This window comes from Polaromonas sp., from assembly GCF_012927455.1.
Classification (GTDB): domain Bacteria; phylum Pseudomonadota; class Gammaproteobacteria; order Burkholderiales; family Burkholderiaceae_C; genus Polaromonas.
Map to the genome: position 1 here is coordinate 1 of NZ_JABBPE010000007.1, position 16,051 is coordinate 16,051.

General features: G+C 59.5%; 13 protein-coding genes and 1 pseudogene. 5 read left to right on the plus strand and 9 right to left on the minus strand.

Annotated elements, in window-relative coordinates; all coding sequences use genetic code 11:
- Positions 1-137, plus strand: a 137-nt coding sequence (locus HHJ18_RS08300; protein WP_296913941.1) for an ATP-binding protein, incomplete at its 5' end; no start/stop codon positions are given.
- A 101-nt stretch (positions 138-238) separates the two neighbouring features.
- A pseudogene (locus HHJ18_RS08305) lies at positions 239-553 on the plus strand (IS3 family transposase); the annotation flags it as partial.
- Between the two features lie 69 nt (positions 554-622).
- Here HHJ18_RS08305 and HHJ18_RS08310 read toward each other — a convergent pair.
- From HHJ18_RS08310 to HHJ18_RS08345, 8 genes are all read right to left on the minus strand, one after another.
- Positions 623-2,365, minus strand: coding sequence for an IlvD/Edd family dehydratase (locus HHJ18_RS08310; RefSeq protein ID WP_296913837.1), 1,743 nt, complete (start codon positions 2,363-2,365; stop codon positions 623-625).
- A 195-nt stretch (positions 2,366-2,560) separates the two neighbouring features.
- Positions 2,561-3,433, minus strand: coding sequence for a carbohydrate ABC transporter permease (locus tag HHJ18_RS08315; RefSeq protein ID WP_296913839.1), 873 nt, complete (start codon positions 3,431-3,433; stop codon positions 2,561-2,563).
- A gap of 38 nt (positions 3,434-3,471) precedes the next feature.
- The gene (locus HHJ18_RS08320) at positions 3,472-4,377 is read right to left on the minus strand and encodes a sugar ABC transporter permease (RefSeq protein WP_296913842.1); all 906 of its coding nucleotides are present in this window, start codon (positions 4,375-4,377) and stop codon (positions 3,472-3,474) included.
- Between the two features lie 119 nt (positions 4,378-4,496).
- A complete protein-coding gene (locus tag HHJ18_RS08325; protein ID WP_296913846.1) occupies positions 4,497-5,813 on the minus strand; it encodes an ABC transporter substrate-binding protein in 1,317 nt (438 codons plus the stop codon).
- Positions 5,814-5,881: 68 nt separating this feature from the next.
- Positions 5,882-6,958, minus strand: a complete 1,077-nt coding sequence (gene ugpC, locus HHJ18_RS08330) for a sn-glycerol-3-phosphate ABC transporter ATP-binding protein UgpC (protein ID WP_296913849.1) — start codon at positions 6,956-6,958, stop codon at positions 5,882-5,884.
- 218 nt (positions 6,959-7,176) lie between these two features.
- Positions 7,177-7,827 carry a YitT family protein gene (locus tag HHJ18_RS08335; protein WP_296913851.1) on the minus strand — a complete coding sequence of 217 codons (651 nt, stop codon included), beginning with the start codon at positions 7,825-7,827 and terminating at the stop codon, positions 7,177-7,179.
- Positions 7,828-8,278: 451 nt separating this feature from the next.
- The gene (locus HHJ18_RS08340; protein ID WP_296913853.1) at positions 8,279-8,800 is read right to left on the minus strand and encodes an epimerase; all 522 of its coding nucleotides are present in this window, start codon (positions 8,798-8,800) and stop codon (positions 8,279-8,281) included.
- 88 nt (positions 8,801-8,888) lie between these two features.
- Positions 8,889-10,634 (minus strand): DEAD/DEAH box helicase, encoded by a 1,746-nt coding sequence (locus HHJ18_RS08345; protein WP_296913855.1) that lies wholly within the window; start codon positions 10,632-10,634, stop codon positions 8,889-8,891.
- A 389-nt stretch (positions 10,635-11,023) separates the two neighbouring features.
- On the opposite strand from HHJ18_RS08345, the gene ettA reads away from it, so the two are divergent.
- The 3 genes from ettA (at position 11,024) to HHJ18_RS08360 (ending at position 14,281) form a co-directional block, all read left to right on the plus strand.
- The gene (gene ettA, locus HHJ18_RS08350; RefSeq protein WP_296913858.1) at positions 11,024-12,685 is read left to right on the plus strand and encodes an energy-dependent translational throttle protein EttA; all 1,662 of its coding nucleotides are present in this window, start codon (positions 11,024-11,026) and stop codon (positions 12,683-12,685) included.
- 144 nt (positions 12,686-12,829) lie between these two features.
- Positions 12,830-13,366, plus strand: coding sequence for a DUF1415 domain-containing protein (locus HHJ18_RS08355; protein WP_296913861.1), 537 nt, complete (start codon positions 12,830-12,832; stop codon positions 13,364-13,366).
- A gap of 336 nt (positions 13,367-13,702) precedes the next feature.
- Positions 13,703-14,281 (plus strand): BLUF domain-containing protein, encoded by a 579-nt coding sequence (locus tag HHJ18_RS08360; protein ID WP_296913863.1) that lies wholly within the window; start codon positions 13,703-13,705, stop codon positions 14,279-14,281.
- A gap of 100 nt (positions 14,282-14,381) precedes the next feature.
- Here the strand turns inward: HHJ18_RS08360 and HHJ18_RS08365 are convergent, their stop codons facing one another.
- Positions 14,382-15,869: a TAXI family TRAP transporter solute-binding subunit gene (locus HHJ18_RS08365; protein ID WP_296913865.1), complete on the minus strand. Its 1,488-nt coding sequence runs from the start codon at positions 15,867-15,869 to the stop codon at positions 14,382-14,384.
- Between the last annotated feature and the right edge of the window lie 182 nt (positions 15,870-16,051).

Sequence of the window (16,051 nt, forward strand, 5' to 3'; positions counted from 1 at the left end):
CGGCCATGACGCTGGCTGCGGTTGACCGGCTGGTGCATCACGCAACCATTCTGGAGATGAACGTGGAGAGCTACCGCCGCCGCGCCGCACAGGCGGGGCATGCTCCGCCTGCCAGAAAGGCCCGTTCAACAACGTAACCAGTTCCATTCATTCCCCGCTTCCACCGGCCAGGATAGTTGTCGCCGAGCGGTCAAGATAGTTGACGTCGACCACCATTGAGAAGGTGGCCAACAGCGCTGACCGACCTGTGGTTCACTCTGACCGCGGTGCGCACTACCGCTGGCCTGGGTGGCTCTCGCGGATGCACGGTGCGAAGCTGATCCGCTCAATGTCGCGCAAAGGATGCTCTCCCGATAATGCGGCCTGTGAAGGCTTCTTCGGGCGGCTGAAACCGGAGCTGTTCCATCCTCGGGACTGGCAAACTACAACCATTGAGCAATTCATGGAGGCAGTTGACTCCTACATCCGCTGGTATAACGAAAAACGAATCAAGATCTCCCTTGGCTCACTCAGTCCCCTTGAGTACCGACAGAGCCTCGGACTTACGGCATAACCAGTCCAAGTTTTCCGCCGCACCCCCGGTGGCTCAGTATTCAATCGGCGCCGACACGCATTCAATCATTCAATGGTTATCGCGCGGTACAAACGAGCCGCGCTTTCCCACCAGAAAATCAAGATCTGCGCCTTCATCGGCCTGCAGCACATGGTCGATGTAGAGCTTCCAGTAGCCCGAGGAGAGTGGCGGTTCGGGCGCTTTCCAGTTGGCCTTGCGTCGTACCAATTCTTCATCGCTGACGTGCAGGTGCAGGCGGCGCTTGGGCACATCGAGCTCGATCAGATCGCCGTTCTGCACCAGCGCCAGCGGGCCGCCGGCCGCTGCTTCGGGTGCGGTGTGCAGCACCACCGTGCCGTAGGCTGTGCCACTCATGCGGGCATCGCTGATGCGCACCATGTCGGTAATGCCCTTGCGCAGCACTTTGGGCGGCAGCGGCATGTTGCCCACCTCGGCCATGCCAGGGTAGCCCTTGGGGCCGCAATTTTTCAGCACCATCACACAGGTCTCGTCGATGTCGAGGTTCTCATCGTCGATGCGTGCGTGGAAATCTTCAATGTTCTCGAACACCACGGCGCGGCCCTTGTGCACCATGAGCTCGGGCGTGGCAGCGCTGGGCTTGATGACGGCGCCACGCGGCGCCAGGTTGCCGCGCAGCACGGCGATGCCGGCCTTGTCCTTGAACGGCGCAGCCAGCGGCTTGATGACTTCGGTGTTGAAGTTTTCGGCATCGGCGATGTTCTCAGCCACGGTTTTCCCGTTGGCGGTAACGGCCTGCGTGTGCAGGTGCTGTGCAATTTCCTTCATCACCACCGGCAGGCCACCGGCGTAGCAGAAGTCTTCCATCAGGTACTTGCCCGAAGGCTGGAGGTTGAGCAGGCAGGGAAGTTCGCTGGCCAGCCGATCAAAATCGTCGATGCTCAGCTTGATGCCGATCCGACCAGCCATGGCAATCAGGTGAATCACGGCGTTGGTCGAGCCGCCAATCGCAGCCAGTGTTTTGATGGCATTCTCAAACGCTTCGCGCGTGAGAATTTTGGAAAGCTTCTGGTCTTCATGCACCATCTCAACCACGCGCCGACCGGCCATGCGGGCCAGCACATTGCGCCGTCCATCCACCGCCGGGTAAGCAGCGTTGCCGGGCAGGCCGATGCCCAATGCTTCGACCATGCAGGCCATGGTGCTGGCCGTGCCCATGGTCATGCAGTGGCCGTGGCTGCGGTGCATGCAGCTCTCGGCCTCGAAAAATTCCTCCAGCTTGAGCGTGCCGGCGCGAACCTGCTCGCTCATGCTCCATAACCCGGTGCCTGAGCCGAGTTCCTGACCGCGCCACTTGCCGTTCAGCATCGGGCCACCGCTCACGCCAATAGTGGGCAAGTCCACGCTGGCCGCACCCATTACCAGCGACGGCGTGGTCTTGTCGCAGCCCATCAGCAGCACGACGCCGTCAATCGGGTTGCCGCGGATGCTTTCCTCCACATCCATGCTGGCCAGGTTCCGATACAGCATGGCGGTTGGTCGCAGCAGCGTTTCACCGAGCGACATCACGGGGAACTCCAGCGGAAAACCGCCAGCCTCGTAGACGCCGATCTTTACCTGCTCGGCCAGCGTGCGGAAGTGCGAATTGCAAGGGGTCAATTCGCTGAAGGTGTTGCAGATGCCGATAACCGGGCGGCCATCGAATTGGTCATGTGGAACCCCTTTGCCCTTGACCCAGCTGCGGTAGGCAAAACCATCGCGATCCTGCCGGCCGAACCATTGCTGGCTGCGCAATTCGGAGGGGGATTTTTTGGGTTTTTCGGGTGCGGTCATAGAAAAAAATCCTTAATTGATAAACAGGGGATGGGTGCGGCTGTCTTGAATGACGTGCGCGATGAACTCAAGAAAGCCTGCGACGATGGCGCTTGGGTCATGTCTTGATGAAGACCCATTCGTTGAATGGTTGTTGGCGCCTTCTGTCGTTGACGTGGGGCTTTTTGGTCTGCCGGTGGTGCGAGCTGCGTGGTCTTATTCCTTGACTGCACCCGTCATGCCGGAGACGTAATATTCAACGAAGAAGGAATAGATGATGGCCACGGGCAAGGAGCCCAGCAAGGCCCCCGCCATCAGCGCACCCCAGTGGTACACATCGCCACTGACCAGCTCGGTGATGGTGCCCACGGCAACGGTTTTCACCTCGGAAGAAGAGACAAAGGTCAGTGCGTAGATAAACTCGTTCCAGGACAGTGTGAACGCGAAAATGCCTGCGGAAATCAGGCCCGGCACCGACAGCGGCAGGATGATCTTCCAGAGGATTTCAAAGCGCGTGGCGCCGTCGATCAACGCGCACTCCTCCAGCTCGTAGGGGATGGATCGGAAGTAACCCATCAACAGCCAGGTACAAAAAGGAATCAGAAAGGTGGGGTAGGTCAGTATCAGGGCCCAGCGCGTGTCGAACAGGCCGAGCTGGAACACGATGGCTGCGAGTGGAATGAACAGGATGGACGGGGGCACCAGATAGGCCAGGAAGACGCTCAGGCCCACTTGCCGCGAACCCTTGAAGCGCAGTCGCTCGATGGCATAGGCCGCCAGCACCGAGGCGGCCAGCGACACGAAGGTGGAGACCACCGAGACAATGACCGTGTTCCAGAGCCAGGCCGGGTAGTCCGTCTCAAACACCAGTCTTTTGAAATGCGCCAGGGTGGGCGCGATCACCAGAAAGGGATTGCCATCGCGTGCCAGCAATTCCGCGTCCGGTTTGAACGAGGTGATCGTCATCCAGTAAAACGGAAAGAGCAGAACAAATACGAAGATACCCAGCGGGATGAACACAGTCACGACACGGCGCGGCATCGTGTCGAGAAAGCGCATGCCCGGGCTGTCGTTGTCCTTTTGTTTCATGAATTCCTCAGGGGGTGGGTGTGGAAAAGGACTTGTTTTTACTTGTCGCTTCCGCCCTGTTGCCAGGCACGGCGCTGCAATCCGAAGTAACTGAACAGGATGGAGGCCAGCAGAAAGGGCACCATGGCAATCGCAATCGCCGCGCCCTCGCCCAGGGCACCGCCGGAGATGGCGCGCTGGAACGACAGGGTGGCCATCAGGTGCGTCGCATTGAGCGGCCCGCCTCGCGTGAGCACGTAAATCAGTTGAAAGTCGGTGAAGGTGAAAAGCACCGAGAAAGTCATGACCACGGCGATGATGGGCGTCAACAAGGGCAGGGTGATGAAGCGAAAGCGCTGCCAGCCACTGGCACCGTCAATGGCCGCCGCTTCGTACAGCGAGGGCGAGATGGTTTGCAGGCCGGCCAGCAAGGTGATGGCTACAAACGGCACGCCGCGCCAGACATTGGCCGCAATGGTGGACAGGCGTGCGTTCCAGGGGTCACCCAGGAAATCGATGTAGTGGTCAATCAGACCCATCTTCATCAGGCCCCAACTGAGTACCGAGAACTGCGCGTCGTAAATCCACCAGAAGGCAATCGCCGACAGCGCAGTGGGGACGATGTAGGGCAGCAGGATGATCGTTCGGAAAAATGTTTTGAAGGGGAGTTGCTCGTTGAGCAGGATCGCAAGCCACAGGCCCAGGACGAACTTGAGCACGCTGGCGACAAAGGTGTAGAACAGCGTGTTGAACAAGGCAAGCCGGGTGACACTGTCGTCGCCCAGCAAAAATAAGTAGTTTTCCAGTCCGATCCAGACGCCCGTGCGGCCGATCTTGGTGTCGGTGAAACCTAACCAGATACCCAGGAACAGTGGGTAGGTCAGGAATAACACCAGCAATACTGCGGCCGGCAGCATGAAAATCAAGCCCAGTGCGTTGCGGCTGTTTTGCAGTTTTTGCAACATGGTGGAGTTCAGTCAGTCCTGCGGTGAAAAAATCAAGTCATCTCGCAACCCAAACTGCCCGCTGGGGCAGCTTGAGTTGCCGGATCGTCAGTGAGACGGGCGTCAACCAGCACGCACCATCAGACCTTGTAATAACGCTCGGCCCGCTTCTGCGCGCGTTCTGCCGCTTCCTTCGGCGTTTTGGCCCCGCTTGCCGCCTCGGCGACCATGTTCGTCACGATGAAGTCGGCGCCCGCGCCAGCCGAGGCATAGCCGAGCTTGCCCGCGTAACCCGAAGGACGCATGTTCTTGACGGCGTCGCGGTAGGGCGTGTGCTTTGGGTCCGAGGTCCAGATCGGGCTCTTGGCATATTCGGCCAGCGGCGGCGCAATATAACCACTCGCGCCCGTCAACCACGGTTCAAACTGGTCCTTCTCCATCATGAAGCGCAGGAACTCCTTGGCCGCTTTTGGGTACTTGGTGTACTTCATGGCCATCTGGTTGAAGAACAGGTGCGACTCGGTCGGTACGCCCACCGGCCCGATTGGATAGGAAGCGTGCTGGATGTCTTCCTTCAGCGCCTGAACTTTCGGGTCGGTCGAGTTCTTGGTTGCGTAATAGATCGAGATGCCGTTGTTGGTTACGCTGATCTGGCTGTCGAGGAAGGCCTTGTTGTTGTTTGGGTCGAGCCACGACAGCGTTCCGGGAATGAACGTGGCGTACATCTCTTTGGCGTACTCAAGTGCCCTGATCGTCTCGGCGCTGTCGATCACGACCTTGTTGTCATTGCTGACGAGCTGGCCGCCATGCGACCAGATCAGCCAGTTGGTCCACAGGCCGTCACCGGTGGCATTGCCCAGCGCGAAACCGCCCGGCGTGCCCTTGGCGTGCAGCGCCTTGAGCATCGCCAGGAAGCCGGCCGTGTCTTTGGGGAAGGTGTCGAAACCAGCCGCCTTGAGCTGGCTCTGGCGGTAGACTATCATCGCGCCGGCGGCACCCAGTGGAATGCCGATCCACTTTTTGCCATCCGGGCGCAGGTACGCCTCTGTCGCCGGGTACCAGCCGCCGTATTTCTTGCCCAGGTACTCGGCCAGGTCGGTCACGTCGAGCAGCTTGTCGGGGTACAGATTGGCATCGTCGTTGGTTGACAGAATGATGTCTGGCCCGGCGCCGGTGTTGGCGGCCACCGCGGCTTTCGGGCGCACGTCTTCCCAGCCTTCGTTATCGACCCGCACCTCAATGCCGGTCGTCTCGGTGAACCGCTTGACGTTGACCATGTAAGCGTCGATGTCGCCCTGCACGAAGCGGCTCCAGCGCAGCACGCGCAGCTTGGCACCTTTTTCGGGCTGGTTGTTCCACTGGGCCTGGGCCGCCGCAGGCCAAAGCATGGGCGCGGCTGCGACGCCCGCAGCGGCCGATGTTTTCTTGAGAAATTTGCGACGATTGAAATCGGACATGAAAGTCTCCTTATGGTTGGATCAAGCAACAAAAATTAAACGCGACCAGGCCTGGCGCCAGCAGGCATTCAGCCTGCCAGGCGCATACCACTGGTGGCATCAAACAAATGGGCGCGGGCAGGGTCGGGTCGCAGGTAAATGGTTTCACCCGGCCTGAATGTATGACGCTCACGAAACACGCTGGTGATCTCGACGCCAGCGATCTTGGTGAAGATCTGGGTGTCTGCCCCGGTGGGCTCGACCACCACCACTTCGGTTACAACGCCGTCACCCGCATCGGCCAGATCGATGTGTTCGGGCCGAGTGCCGTAGACCACTTTCTGTCCGTCCTGGCCGCCCGCGTGGACAGGCGCGGGCAGGCACAGGCCACCAGGGAACTCGACGGTGGCGACGCCCGCGCCGCGCCTGAGCACACCCGGCAGGAAATTCATGGCCGGCGAGCCGATGAAGCCGGCCACAAACTGATTCGCCGGATGGTCGTACAGATCAAGCGGTGAACCGGTCTGCTCGACGATACCGTCGCGCATCACGACAATCTTGTCGGCCATGGTCATCGCCTCGATCTGGTCGTGCGTCACATAGACCGATGTGGTTTTAAGGCGCTGATGCAGCTCTTTGATTTCGGTGCGCATCTGTACCCGCAGCTTGGCATCCAGGTTGGACAAGGGTTCGTCGAACAGGAACACCTGGGGATCCCGCACGATACAACGTCCCATGGCTACACGCTGACGCTGTCCGCCGGACAACTGGCGCGGGAAGCGATCAAGCAGATCGACCAAGCCCAGGATGTCGGCGGCCTTCATCACCCGGTCATTGACCATGGCCTTGGGTTGCCTGGCCAGCATCAGACTGAAGGCCATGTTGTCGCGTACCGTCATGTGCGGGTAGAGCGCGTAGTTCTGGAACACCATCGCGATGTCCCGCTCCTTGGGCATCATGTTGTTCACCACTTTGCCGTCGATGAGGATTTCTCCAGCGCCTATTTCCTCCAGACCCGCAATCATGCGCAACAAGGTGGATTTGCCGCAGCCTGACGGCCCGACGAGCACGGTGAACTGGCCGTCTTCAATGTCAATGTTCACGCCGCGAATGACATGGGTTGCGCCGAAATATTTTTCGACCCCTTTGATTTGAACTGCAGCCATGGTCTCCCGGGGATGGTTATGTTGAAAGCCCAGACTTTGTAGCATGAAAAAAATGCGATGTCATCAGCAACAACCATTGACGTCGTTGGGGTGAACCCTGTTGTTGCAGGGTGTGCAGCGTATGCCGGCAGCCAGCCGTCATCAAGACAGGTGCTGAAACAAAAATGCTCCTATTTCAGGAGCATCATTACGTTTTGTCGAAAGAACCGGTGCACAGCTTACATTGCCATGTAGCGGCCGGGGCGGTGGTTGATGGCTAGAGTCAAGTTGAGTACCACTGCGCCCAGCACCGACAGGGCCACCCGCTCGCCATCGGTGACCCAAAATGCGCCCAGCACGATCAGGCTGTCGATGGCCATCTGTACCTTGCCGGCGCGCCAGCCCAGACGCTCCTGCAGATACAGCACCAGCACATTGAGCCCGCCCAGACTGGCGCGATGGCGAAACAAAATAAGCATGCCGGTGCCGCACAACAACCCGCCCAGCACCGCCGCCAGCGGTGGCGACAAGTGTTCAAAGGCCAGCCCGCTCGGCAAAAAATGCGTGAACAGAGACAGCAGCGCAACGGCGACAAAGGTTTTAAGCGTGAACGCGCGGCCCATGCGGCGCCAGGCGAATATATAAAACGGGAGATTCACCACAAAGAACGCCAGGCTGAAGCTGATGTCGGCGGCATACGCGTAATGGATCAGAAAAGCGATTCCCGCCGTGCCGCCCGTCAGCAAACCGGCGTGGCCGAACATCACCACGCCCAGCGCTACGAATAGCGTGCCGGTGACCAGGGCCTGAATGTCTTCGTGCAGGCGGTGGCGGGGCGCAGGTTTTGCCGCATTGACTGCCTGTGGGGCGATGGCTGGGGTGGTCTTCATGCTGCTAGCGCCACTGATTCAACGCGCTTGCGACCGGAGCGCTGCGCGCTGTCGCAAGCCGGACTGATCGTCGGTGGCAATGCCTTGTATTGCAAACTTTGGGAAGGTGAAAGCCGCGTAGTTTGCATGCACGGGACCTTGGCTGTAGAGGTAGTTTTCGAACGGGTCCGACAGGGCAGTCTCGTAGGCCCGTAGCGCATAGGCTGCAGCAGGCTCGGATTGCGCCGCTTCAGACCGCGCTGGACCTGGCATCCCTGACACCTGCCTGCAGGGCAGATCTGCGAGCTTACGCAAGTGCCGCAGCCAGGGGCTTGATCCAAGTCATGAAGCGGCCTTTTTCGGGCCTGGCTGGTGTGCCGCAGCGCCTTGCGAACAAATTCTCGTCCATCTCATGGCGCTCTTCTTTTGATAGCTGCTCGCGCCCGCTGTGATTGGGCTATAGGCTTAAATACTAAATTTTCCGGGGGTATCGGCGTAACTCACCCGACAGCAGCAGGCGCTGCCCGGCGCCGACCGACTGCAGGCTGTCCATCAGCGCGTTCGCCACCTGGGCGGCCTCCACGGCACGGTAGTTGGCCGGTATCAGCGGGTTCAACCATTGGGCGGCGCGCAGTGCCCATTGCTCGCCCAGCCGCGGCACCTGCTTCAGTGCAGCCCGGTCACCGGACAGCAAGGAAGGGCGCACGATCACCACGGTTCGAAAACCCAGCTTAAGCACAGCGTCTTCCATCTCGCCCTTGACGCGGTTGTAGTAAACAGCCGACCGGCTGTCGGCGCCCATGGCACTAACCACTGCCAGACGGGTCGCGCCGGCCGCTCGGCCAGCATGGGCCAGTGCAAGCACCGCATCAACATCAATCGCCCGGAAGGCTTTGCGGCTGCCCGCCACCTTCAACGTGGTGCCGAGTGCGATGAACACATCATCGACGGGCGGTGCCGTGAAATCGCTGAACGAACCCACAAGATGCACCATTAGCCGGGGGTCTTGCTGCGCGGGTACGTGGCGGCCCACGCAATGAACCGCCGAGTAATCCGGGCGATCCGGGTAATGGCTGCCTGGCTTACCGGCCAGTAAACGAGCCAGGACCGCCCGACCGACGAGGCCCGTTGCCCCGGCCAGCAGCGCCACTCGTGCCGCCACCGCCGGAGCGGGGGCCTCCGCGGAAGTTGTTGCGGTTGCCGGTGGGTTGGCCGGAAGACGGGAATCCGGAAGAGGCGTGGCTGGCGGGTTGCTGGTTGTCGAAATCATTGTTGCGCGGTTCACTGTTTTGCTGACGCGGAGCCTGTGCGTAAGCGTTTCTTGGCTGGCCCGAAGGCTGGCCGCCCTGTGAATAGCCCGTGCTTTGACGCGGCTGCTGGCCAGGCTGGGCCGGGCTGCGACGGCCGCCGCCGCCACCACCATTACCACCACCGTAAGCACCGCGGCTGTCGCTACGGCTTTCTCCACCATTTCCGCCACCGGCCGGACTGCGGCCACGGCCGCCACCATTTCCGCCACCGCCGCCACGTGCCGGTTGCGCACCCTTGGTGTCGCGCACGCGCTGCATCATTTCGCTGCGCGCAGCCTTGGCGGCTGCCTGCATCACGTCACGGCTAGGCGGTTTGCCCAAGCCGCCCCAGATGGTCTGGCGACCCATGGCCAGCGGCTCGGCTTTTTCGCCAGGCTCGGCTTCAAAGCCGGGCACAATTACTTTTTCAATATTCTGCTTGGTAAAGCGCTCGATGTCCTGCATGAAGCCTTCTTCGTCCAGGCACACCAGGCTGACGGCTTCGCCGCTGTTGCCGGCCCGGCCGGTGCGGCCAATGCGGTGAACATAGTCTTCACTGACATTCGGGATCTCGTAGTTCACCACGTGTGGCAACTCGTCAATGTCAATACCGCGAGCGGCAATGTCGGTAGCCACCAGCGCGCGAATATCGCCGCTTTTGAAACCTTGCAAGGCCTGCGTGCGTGCGGTCTGGCTTTTGTTGCCGTGCAGCGCCATGGCGACGATGCCGTTCTTGGTCAGGTGTTCGGCCACATTGTTGGCGCCGAACTTGGTGCGTGTAAACACCAGCACCTGGCTCCAGTTGTGTTCGTTGATGATGTGTGTGAGCAGCGCTTTCTTCTTGCTGCGGCCCACCGGGTGAATGGTTTGCGTGATGCGCTGCACCGTTGTGTTGCGCGGCGTCACCTGGATGGACACCGGGTTGCGCAGCAGGCCGTTGGCCAGTTCGCGAATTTCATCGCTGAAGGTGGCGCTGAACAACAGCACCTGCTTTTGCTTGGGAATCAGCGCCAGCACTTTCTTGATGTCGTGGATAAAGCCCATGTCCAGCATGCGGTCGGCCTCGTCCAGCACCAGAATTTGCACCTGGCTCAGGTCCAGCGTTCCTTGGCCCGCGTGGTCAAGCAGACGGCCGGGCGTGGCTACCAGAATGTCAACTCCGCGGCGCAGTTTTTCAATCTGCGCGCCCATTCCAACACCGCCAAACATCACCATCGAGGTGAGGTCCAGGTGTTTGCCGTAGGTACGTACGCTTTCTTCCACCTGCGCCGCCAGCTCGCGAGTCGGCGTCATGATGAGTGCGCGCACGGCGTTAACGCCGCGTCGGTTGGTCAGGCGCGCTTCCGTGCTCAAGCGCTGCAGCATGGGCAGCACGAACGCTGCCGTCTTGCCGGTACCGGTCTGGGCGCCGCCCAGCAGGTCGCTGCCTGCAAGTACGGCGGGAATCGCCTGGGCCTGAATCGGGGTGGGGGTGTCGTAGCCCTGCTCAAGCACGGCTTTAAGAATGGCCGGGGCCAAATTCAATTCTTCAAATGTCATGGTATGGCGTCCAGGGACGCTTTAGATCGGCCTGTTTGAGTGCTTTGTTTGAAAGCAACCCGCCAGTCAAAGGCAGATGGGATCAGAAATTCAGGCCAAGTATTTTGCGATTTCGTTTTACATCGCAAGTTACATCGAGAGCAATTACGGAAAGTAACGCCCGAGATGTGCCTAAATACTGCAGGCAACTGGAGCCAGCAATAAGGGTATTGTTGCACAGGAACGATAATCTATGCATTCACGCCAAAAAACAGGCCATCAATTCAAGGGTCGGCATGTGTCGCCGGCCTGCAAAGAGCCCTGCCAGAAGCCTGCAAAACAATTTGCCGACAGGCGGCGTGCAGTCCGTTTTTCTGTTTTTTTTTCCAATTTTTAACAAAGTAAACCTGATGGCTCAGTACGTATTCACCATGAACAAGGTCGGCAAAATTGTGCCGCCCAAACGCCATATCCTGAAAGATGTGTCGCTCAGCTTCTTCCCCGGCGCCAAAATCGGCATGCTGGGCACCAACGGTTCGGGCAAGTCCACGCTGCTCAAGATCATGGCCGGTTTGGACACCGAGATCGAAGGCGAAGCCACCCCGATGCCGGGCCTGAACATCGGTTATCTGCCGCAAGAACCCAAGCTCAACCCCGAGCACACCGTGCGCGAGAGCGTCGAAGCCGGCATGGGCGCTGTGTTTGCCGCCAAGGCGCAATTGGAAGCGGTGTACGTCGCCTATGGCGAGCCCGATGCCGACTTTGACGCGCTGGCCGCCGAGCAGGCTAGATTGGAAGCCATCATCGCCACCGCCGGCACTGATTCCGAGCACCAGCTTGAAATCGCCGCCGACGCGCTGCGTCTACCACCCTGGGACGCCAAAATCGGCGTTTTGTCGGGTGGCGAGAAACGCCGCGTGGCTTTGTGCAGCCTGCTGCTGTCCCGGCCAGAGATGCTGCTGCTCGACGAGCCAACCAACCATCTGGACGCAGAATCGGTCGATTGGCTGGAGCAGTTTTTGCAGCGCTACTCGGGCACCGTGGTTGCCATTACCCATGACCGCTACTTCTTGGACAACGCCGCCGAATGGATTTTGGAGCTCGACCGCGGCCACGGCATTCCGTGGAAAGGCAACTACAGCAGTTGGCTCGATCAAAAAGGCGAACGTCTGGCGCAGGAGCACAAGGGCGAAGAAGCCCGGGCCAAGGCCCTGAAGAAAGAGCTCGAATGGTCACGCCAGAATCCGAAAGCGCGCCAGGCCAAAAGCAAGTCGCGCCTCGCTCGTTTTGAGGAACTGTCAGATTTTGAATACCAGCAGCGCAACGAAACGCAGGAGATTTTCATCCCCGTGGCCGAGCGTCTGGGCAATGAAGTCATTGAGTTTAAGGACGTCAGCAAATCTTTCGGCGATCGCCTGCTCATCGACAATCTCAGCTTCAGCATTCCGGCTGGCGCCATCGTCGGCATCATCGGGCCCAACGGCGCAGGCAAGTCCACGCTGTTCAAGCTGATTGCCGGCAAAGAGCAGCCCGACAGCGGCGAAGTGAAGATCGGCAAGACCGCGCGCATGGCCTTTGTTGATCAGCACCGCGACGACCTGGCCAACGAAAAAACCGTCTGGGAAGATATCTCCGGCGGACTCGACATGCTGACCGTCGGCAAGTTCACCATGCCCAGCCGCGCTTACGCGGGCCGCTTCAACTTCAACGGCGCCGACCAGCAAAAACGTGTCGGTTCGCTTTCAGGCGGCGAGCGCGGACGCCTGCACCTGGCCAAGACACTGATTGCCGGCGGCAATGTGCTGATGCTTGACGAACCGTCAAACGACCTTGACGTCGAAACCCTGCGCGCGCTTGAAGATGCGCTGCTCGAATTTGCCGGCTCGGTGATGGTGATCAGCCATGACCGCTGGTTTCTGGACCGTATTGCCACGCACATTTTGGCCGCCGAAGGCGACAGCCAATGGACCTTCTTCAACGGCAACTATCAGGAATACGAAGCCGACAAGAAAAAACGCCTGGGCGAAGAGGGTGCCAAACCCAAGCGCATGCGTTTTAAGGCACTGCATTAAGCCCCCACGCTTTTCACTTCGTGTAATGCGCTGCCCCCCGAGGGGGCCGCTGCGCCTGCGGACTGGCAAAGCCAGAACCGCGGCCCCTGCTGGGGTGAAGAATCTTCACGATCGCTCATTGCGTGTAGGCACTGGAAAATAGTTATGACCGACGACGAAGTCCTGATTCAAACCCGTTACTGGCTTGAAAAAGCGGTTATCGGCCTTAACCTGTGCCCGTTTGCCAAAGCGGTGTACGTCAAAAATCAGGTGCGTCTGGTCGTGAGCCAGGCACGCCATGCCGACGACCTGCTTGAAGAGCTCGACCGCGAGCTTGTCTTGCTGGTGGCCACGCCCGCCGAACAGATAGACACCACTCTGCTGATTCACCCCACGCTGTTTGACGATTTTCTCGACTTCAATGATTTCATTGAAGTCGCAGAAGGGGTGCTGGACGAGCACGGACTTGAAGGCGTGATACAGCTCGCCAGCTTTCACCCGCAGTTTCAGTTTGACGGCGCAGAGCCGGACGACATTGGCAACTACAGCAACCGCGCACCGTTTGCGATGCTGCATTTGCTGCGCGAGGAAAGTGTCGAGCGTGCGGTGGCGATTTTTCCCGAAGCCGAAACGATTTTCGAGAAGAATGTTGAGACGCTGCAGAAACTGGGGCATGAAGGCTGGAAAGCGCTGGGTCTCTAGGCCATCATCGCCTCGTCAGCGCGTTTTGGCATTGCTGCCTTGGCTATTTACCGTTTTTGAATGCGCAATGAGAAGGCAAATATCGCGCCTCCTCAAAAAATCAAGCAAATGAACAATTGTTACAATATGTTCTTCATGCGTTGGCAGCGCAAAAAAGCGGTGAAAAAATTTGAACGAATAGTCAGGGTTTAGGGTCTGTTTTCTGTCTTTTCAGGCTTGCAAAATCCAGATTTTGTTGCAGATTTATCCGGGGTTTGTCCTGAGTGAAACCCGGCGCTGAACAGCGCTCGCCTTGCATGATGGCAGTCCAGTTTCCTGACTACAAACGAGTGCAAGATGAACAAACTTATCCAGCTTATCTACATCAGTCGCTCCACTTTCAGCGCGTCAAAGTCTTTTCACGGGATCGATCCGAGCGTGGGCCGCATTCTGTTGAAGTCACGCACCAGCAATCAGAAAAACGGCTTGGTGGGCGTTTTGTATTTTGGCGATGGTTGCTTTTTCCAGTGCCTGGAGGGGAGCGAAGAAAGCGTAGACGCCCTGTACGCAAAGTTGCTCGCTGATTCGCGCCACACGGACCTCAAGCTGCTGGCCAAAAAACCGATCTCGACGCTGTCCTTTGAGGACTGGGCCATGAAATACGTGCCGCTTGATCAGCAAATGAATCAGCTGCTGCAGAGTCACGGTTATAAAACCTTCAATCCTTACACCTTCAATACGGTGATGACCCAGGAGGTGATGAACCTACTGCGTTCGGCCAGTGATGCGCAGGCTGAAGCCGGTCCGAAGTCTGCGCCGATGCGTAGGGGTGACGCCCCAATTCGCCGCGCTCGTGCACCGTCTGCCGCAAAGCTTTCCTTCTTCGGCCAATGGAGTGGTGGCTTTAACCGCTTGCTCAGCTTTTTCCGCAAATGATGGCGCCTGCGCTTCAGTTGCAAGCCTGACGGGATTGAGCCGGCGCGGGCCGTCGGGTCCTGAACTCCGGTGAATTCCGGTGTTCATGCCAGTCAAGCCTTTAGAGCTTTTGCAGCCGCTTGCGCACCAGTTGGATGTTGCTGCGCAGCGCATAAAGCTCATCGGTATACGACAGCGGCACGCTGATCTTTTCGGCGTGGTTTTCCATCTGGTTCAGCTCTTCGAGCAGCGGGGCGGTGTCTTGAGTATCCCCGGCCCGGTTTTCGATGTTCCGTAGTTGGCCGTACCACCTGAAAATGCGAGAGCGCACGCGAAACTCGTAAAGCGGGGGCACGATGCGCGACAGCGGCAGCAAGATGGCGATGATGATGCCCATCACCAGCCACATGCGCTCGACCAGATTGGCCACCCAGAACGGCAAGTAGCGTTGCAGCAGCGGCGCGCCGGCCTGGATGCTGCGCTCGGCTTCCTTGGCCACCGGTAATTCATTGTTTTTGACGTTGGGGTATTCGCGGGCGCGCTTGAACCAGCCGGCGCTGCCGTGGATCTCGTTGCCGGCCAGCGCAAACAGCTGCAGCAGCGCCGGGTGCGTGCTGGTGCGCGTCAGCAGCGTGGTGGTGGGCGCCACCAGGCGAACGTCTTGCGGCGGAACATTGGCGGCCAAGTCGACCACGCCACGCGGCAGCACGGCCGGGCTCAGGAAAGCAAAACGCCGCGAATAGGCTTCGCTCTGGGCAAAGTCCATCAGCTTGACGCCGGGGGTCTGCAGCAGCATCTGCACCATCAGCGACTCGGGCGCCGAGGCAAACACGATGGCATCGAGCTCGCCGGACAGAAAAGCCATGGTGGCCGGGGTCTGCTCAAGCTGGGAGATTTTCAGGCTGCTGCTGTCAATGCGGTTGCTTTCCAGCAACTTGGTCATCAGGTTGGGCACGCCGCTGCCGGGTGTGCCGATGTTGACGCGCAGGCCTTTCAGCTGCGTCAAGGTGCTTAATGTGGCCCCCACGCTTGTCGCTTCGCGTACTACGCTGCCCCCCGAGGGGGCTGAACTTCCTTGGGGCGGCCCTTCGCTGCGTTCTGTAGCCCCCACGCTTGTCGCTTCGCGTACTACGCTGCCTCCCGAGGGAGCTGAACTTGCTTGGGGCGCCCCTTCGTTGCGTTCTGTGGCTGTCGCCGTAACCTTGCGCGCAGCCTCTTCACGGTAAAACAGCCACACCGGCTCCAGAAACAGGCTGCCCAGCGATTCGAGCGGATCCTCTGCCGCGACGTCGGCCTCGCTGGTGCCGCCCTGCACAAAACCCAAGTCGGCCTTGCCATCGCGCAACAGCTGCAAATTGGCGGCCGATCCTTCGGAAGGCAGCAGCACGACGTCTATGCGGTCTTTGGCCAGAATTTTGGCGTAACGCTTGCCGAACTCTTCATAGGCGCTTTGCGCCGGGCCGGTGGCCAGCACCACGCGCTTGGGCGGGTTCGGGTCCAGCCACCAGTAAGCCAGCACCAGCAGGGTGACGGCCAGCACAATGAAAGGCCCGGCCGAGACGGCCAGATCGCGCAGCGAGAGCAGGGTGTAGCGTATGGTTTTGGACATGCTGCAAACCATAGCATGGGCTTGCTGCGACCCTGTGCAGCGCCGCGATAGGTTTATAAATGGCTGCTAGCCCAATGAATACGGGCACCAGGAGCTATCAAAATAATAGCAAAAAAATGGCAGTGCGGGGCGCGCTGCCGACCCCGCGCCAGCGCACCAAAGGCGGCGCGCTGGCTTGCTGG

Excerpts from the sequence above, each read along its gene's own strand:
- HHJ18_RS08310 (WP_296913837.1), bottom strand. The coding sequence starts at position 2,365 with ATGACCGCACCCGAAAAACCCAAAAAATCCCCCTCCGAATTGCGCAGC.
- HHJ18_RS08315 (WP_296913839.1), bottom strand. The coding sequence starts at position 3,433 with ATGAAACAAAAGGACAACGACAGCCCGGGCATGCGCTTTCTCGACACG.
- HHJ18_RS08320 (WP_296913842.1), bottom strand. The coding sequence starts at position 4,377 with ATGTTGCAAAAACTGCAAAACAGCCGCAACGCACTGGGCTTGATTTTC.
- HHJ18_RS08325 (WP_296913846.1), bottom strand. The coding sequence starts at position 5,813 with ATGTCCGATTTCAATCGTCGCAAATTTCTCAAGAAAACATCGGCCGCT.
- ugpC (WP_296913849.1), bottom strand. The coding sequence starts at position 6,958 with ATGGCTGCAGTTCAAATCAAAGGGGTCGAAAAATATTTCGGCGCAACC.
- HHJ18_RS08335 (WP_296913851.1), bottom strand. The coding sequence starts at position 7,827 with ATGAAGACCACCCCAGCCATCGCCCCACAGGCAGTCAATGCGGCAAAA.
- HHJ18_RS08340 (WP_296913853.1), bottom strand. The coding sequence starts at position 8,800 with ATGGTGCATCTTGTGGGTTCGTTCAGCGATTTCACGGCACCGCCCGTC.
- HHJ18_RS08345 (WP_296913855.1), bottom strand. The coding sequence starts at position 10,634 with ATGACATTTGAAGAATTGAATTTGGCCCCGGCCATTCTTAAAGCCGTG.
- ettA (WP_296913858.1), top strand. The coding sequence starts at position 11,024 with ATGGCTCAGTACGTATTCACCATGAACAAGGTCGGCAAAATTGTGCCG.
- HHJ18_RS08355 (WP_296913861.1), top strand. The coding sequence starts at position 12,830 with ATGACCGACGACGAAGTCCTGATTCAAACCCGTTACTGGCTTGAAAAA.
- HHJ18_RS08360 (WP_296913863.1), top strand. The coding sequence starts at position 13,703 with ATGAACAAACTTATCCAGCTTATCTACATCAGTCGCTCCACTTTCAGC.
- HHJ18_RS08365 (WP_296913865.1), bottom strand. The coding sequence starts at position 15,869 with ATGTCCAAAACCATACGCTACACCCTGCTCTCGCTGCGCGATCTGGCC.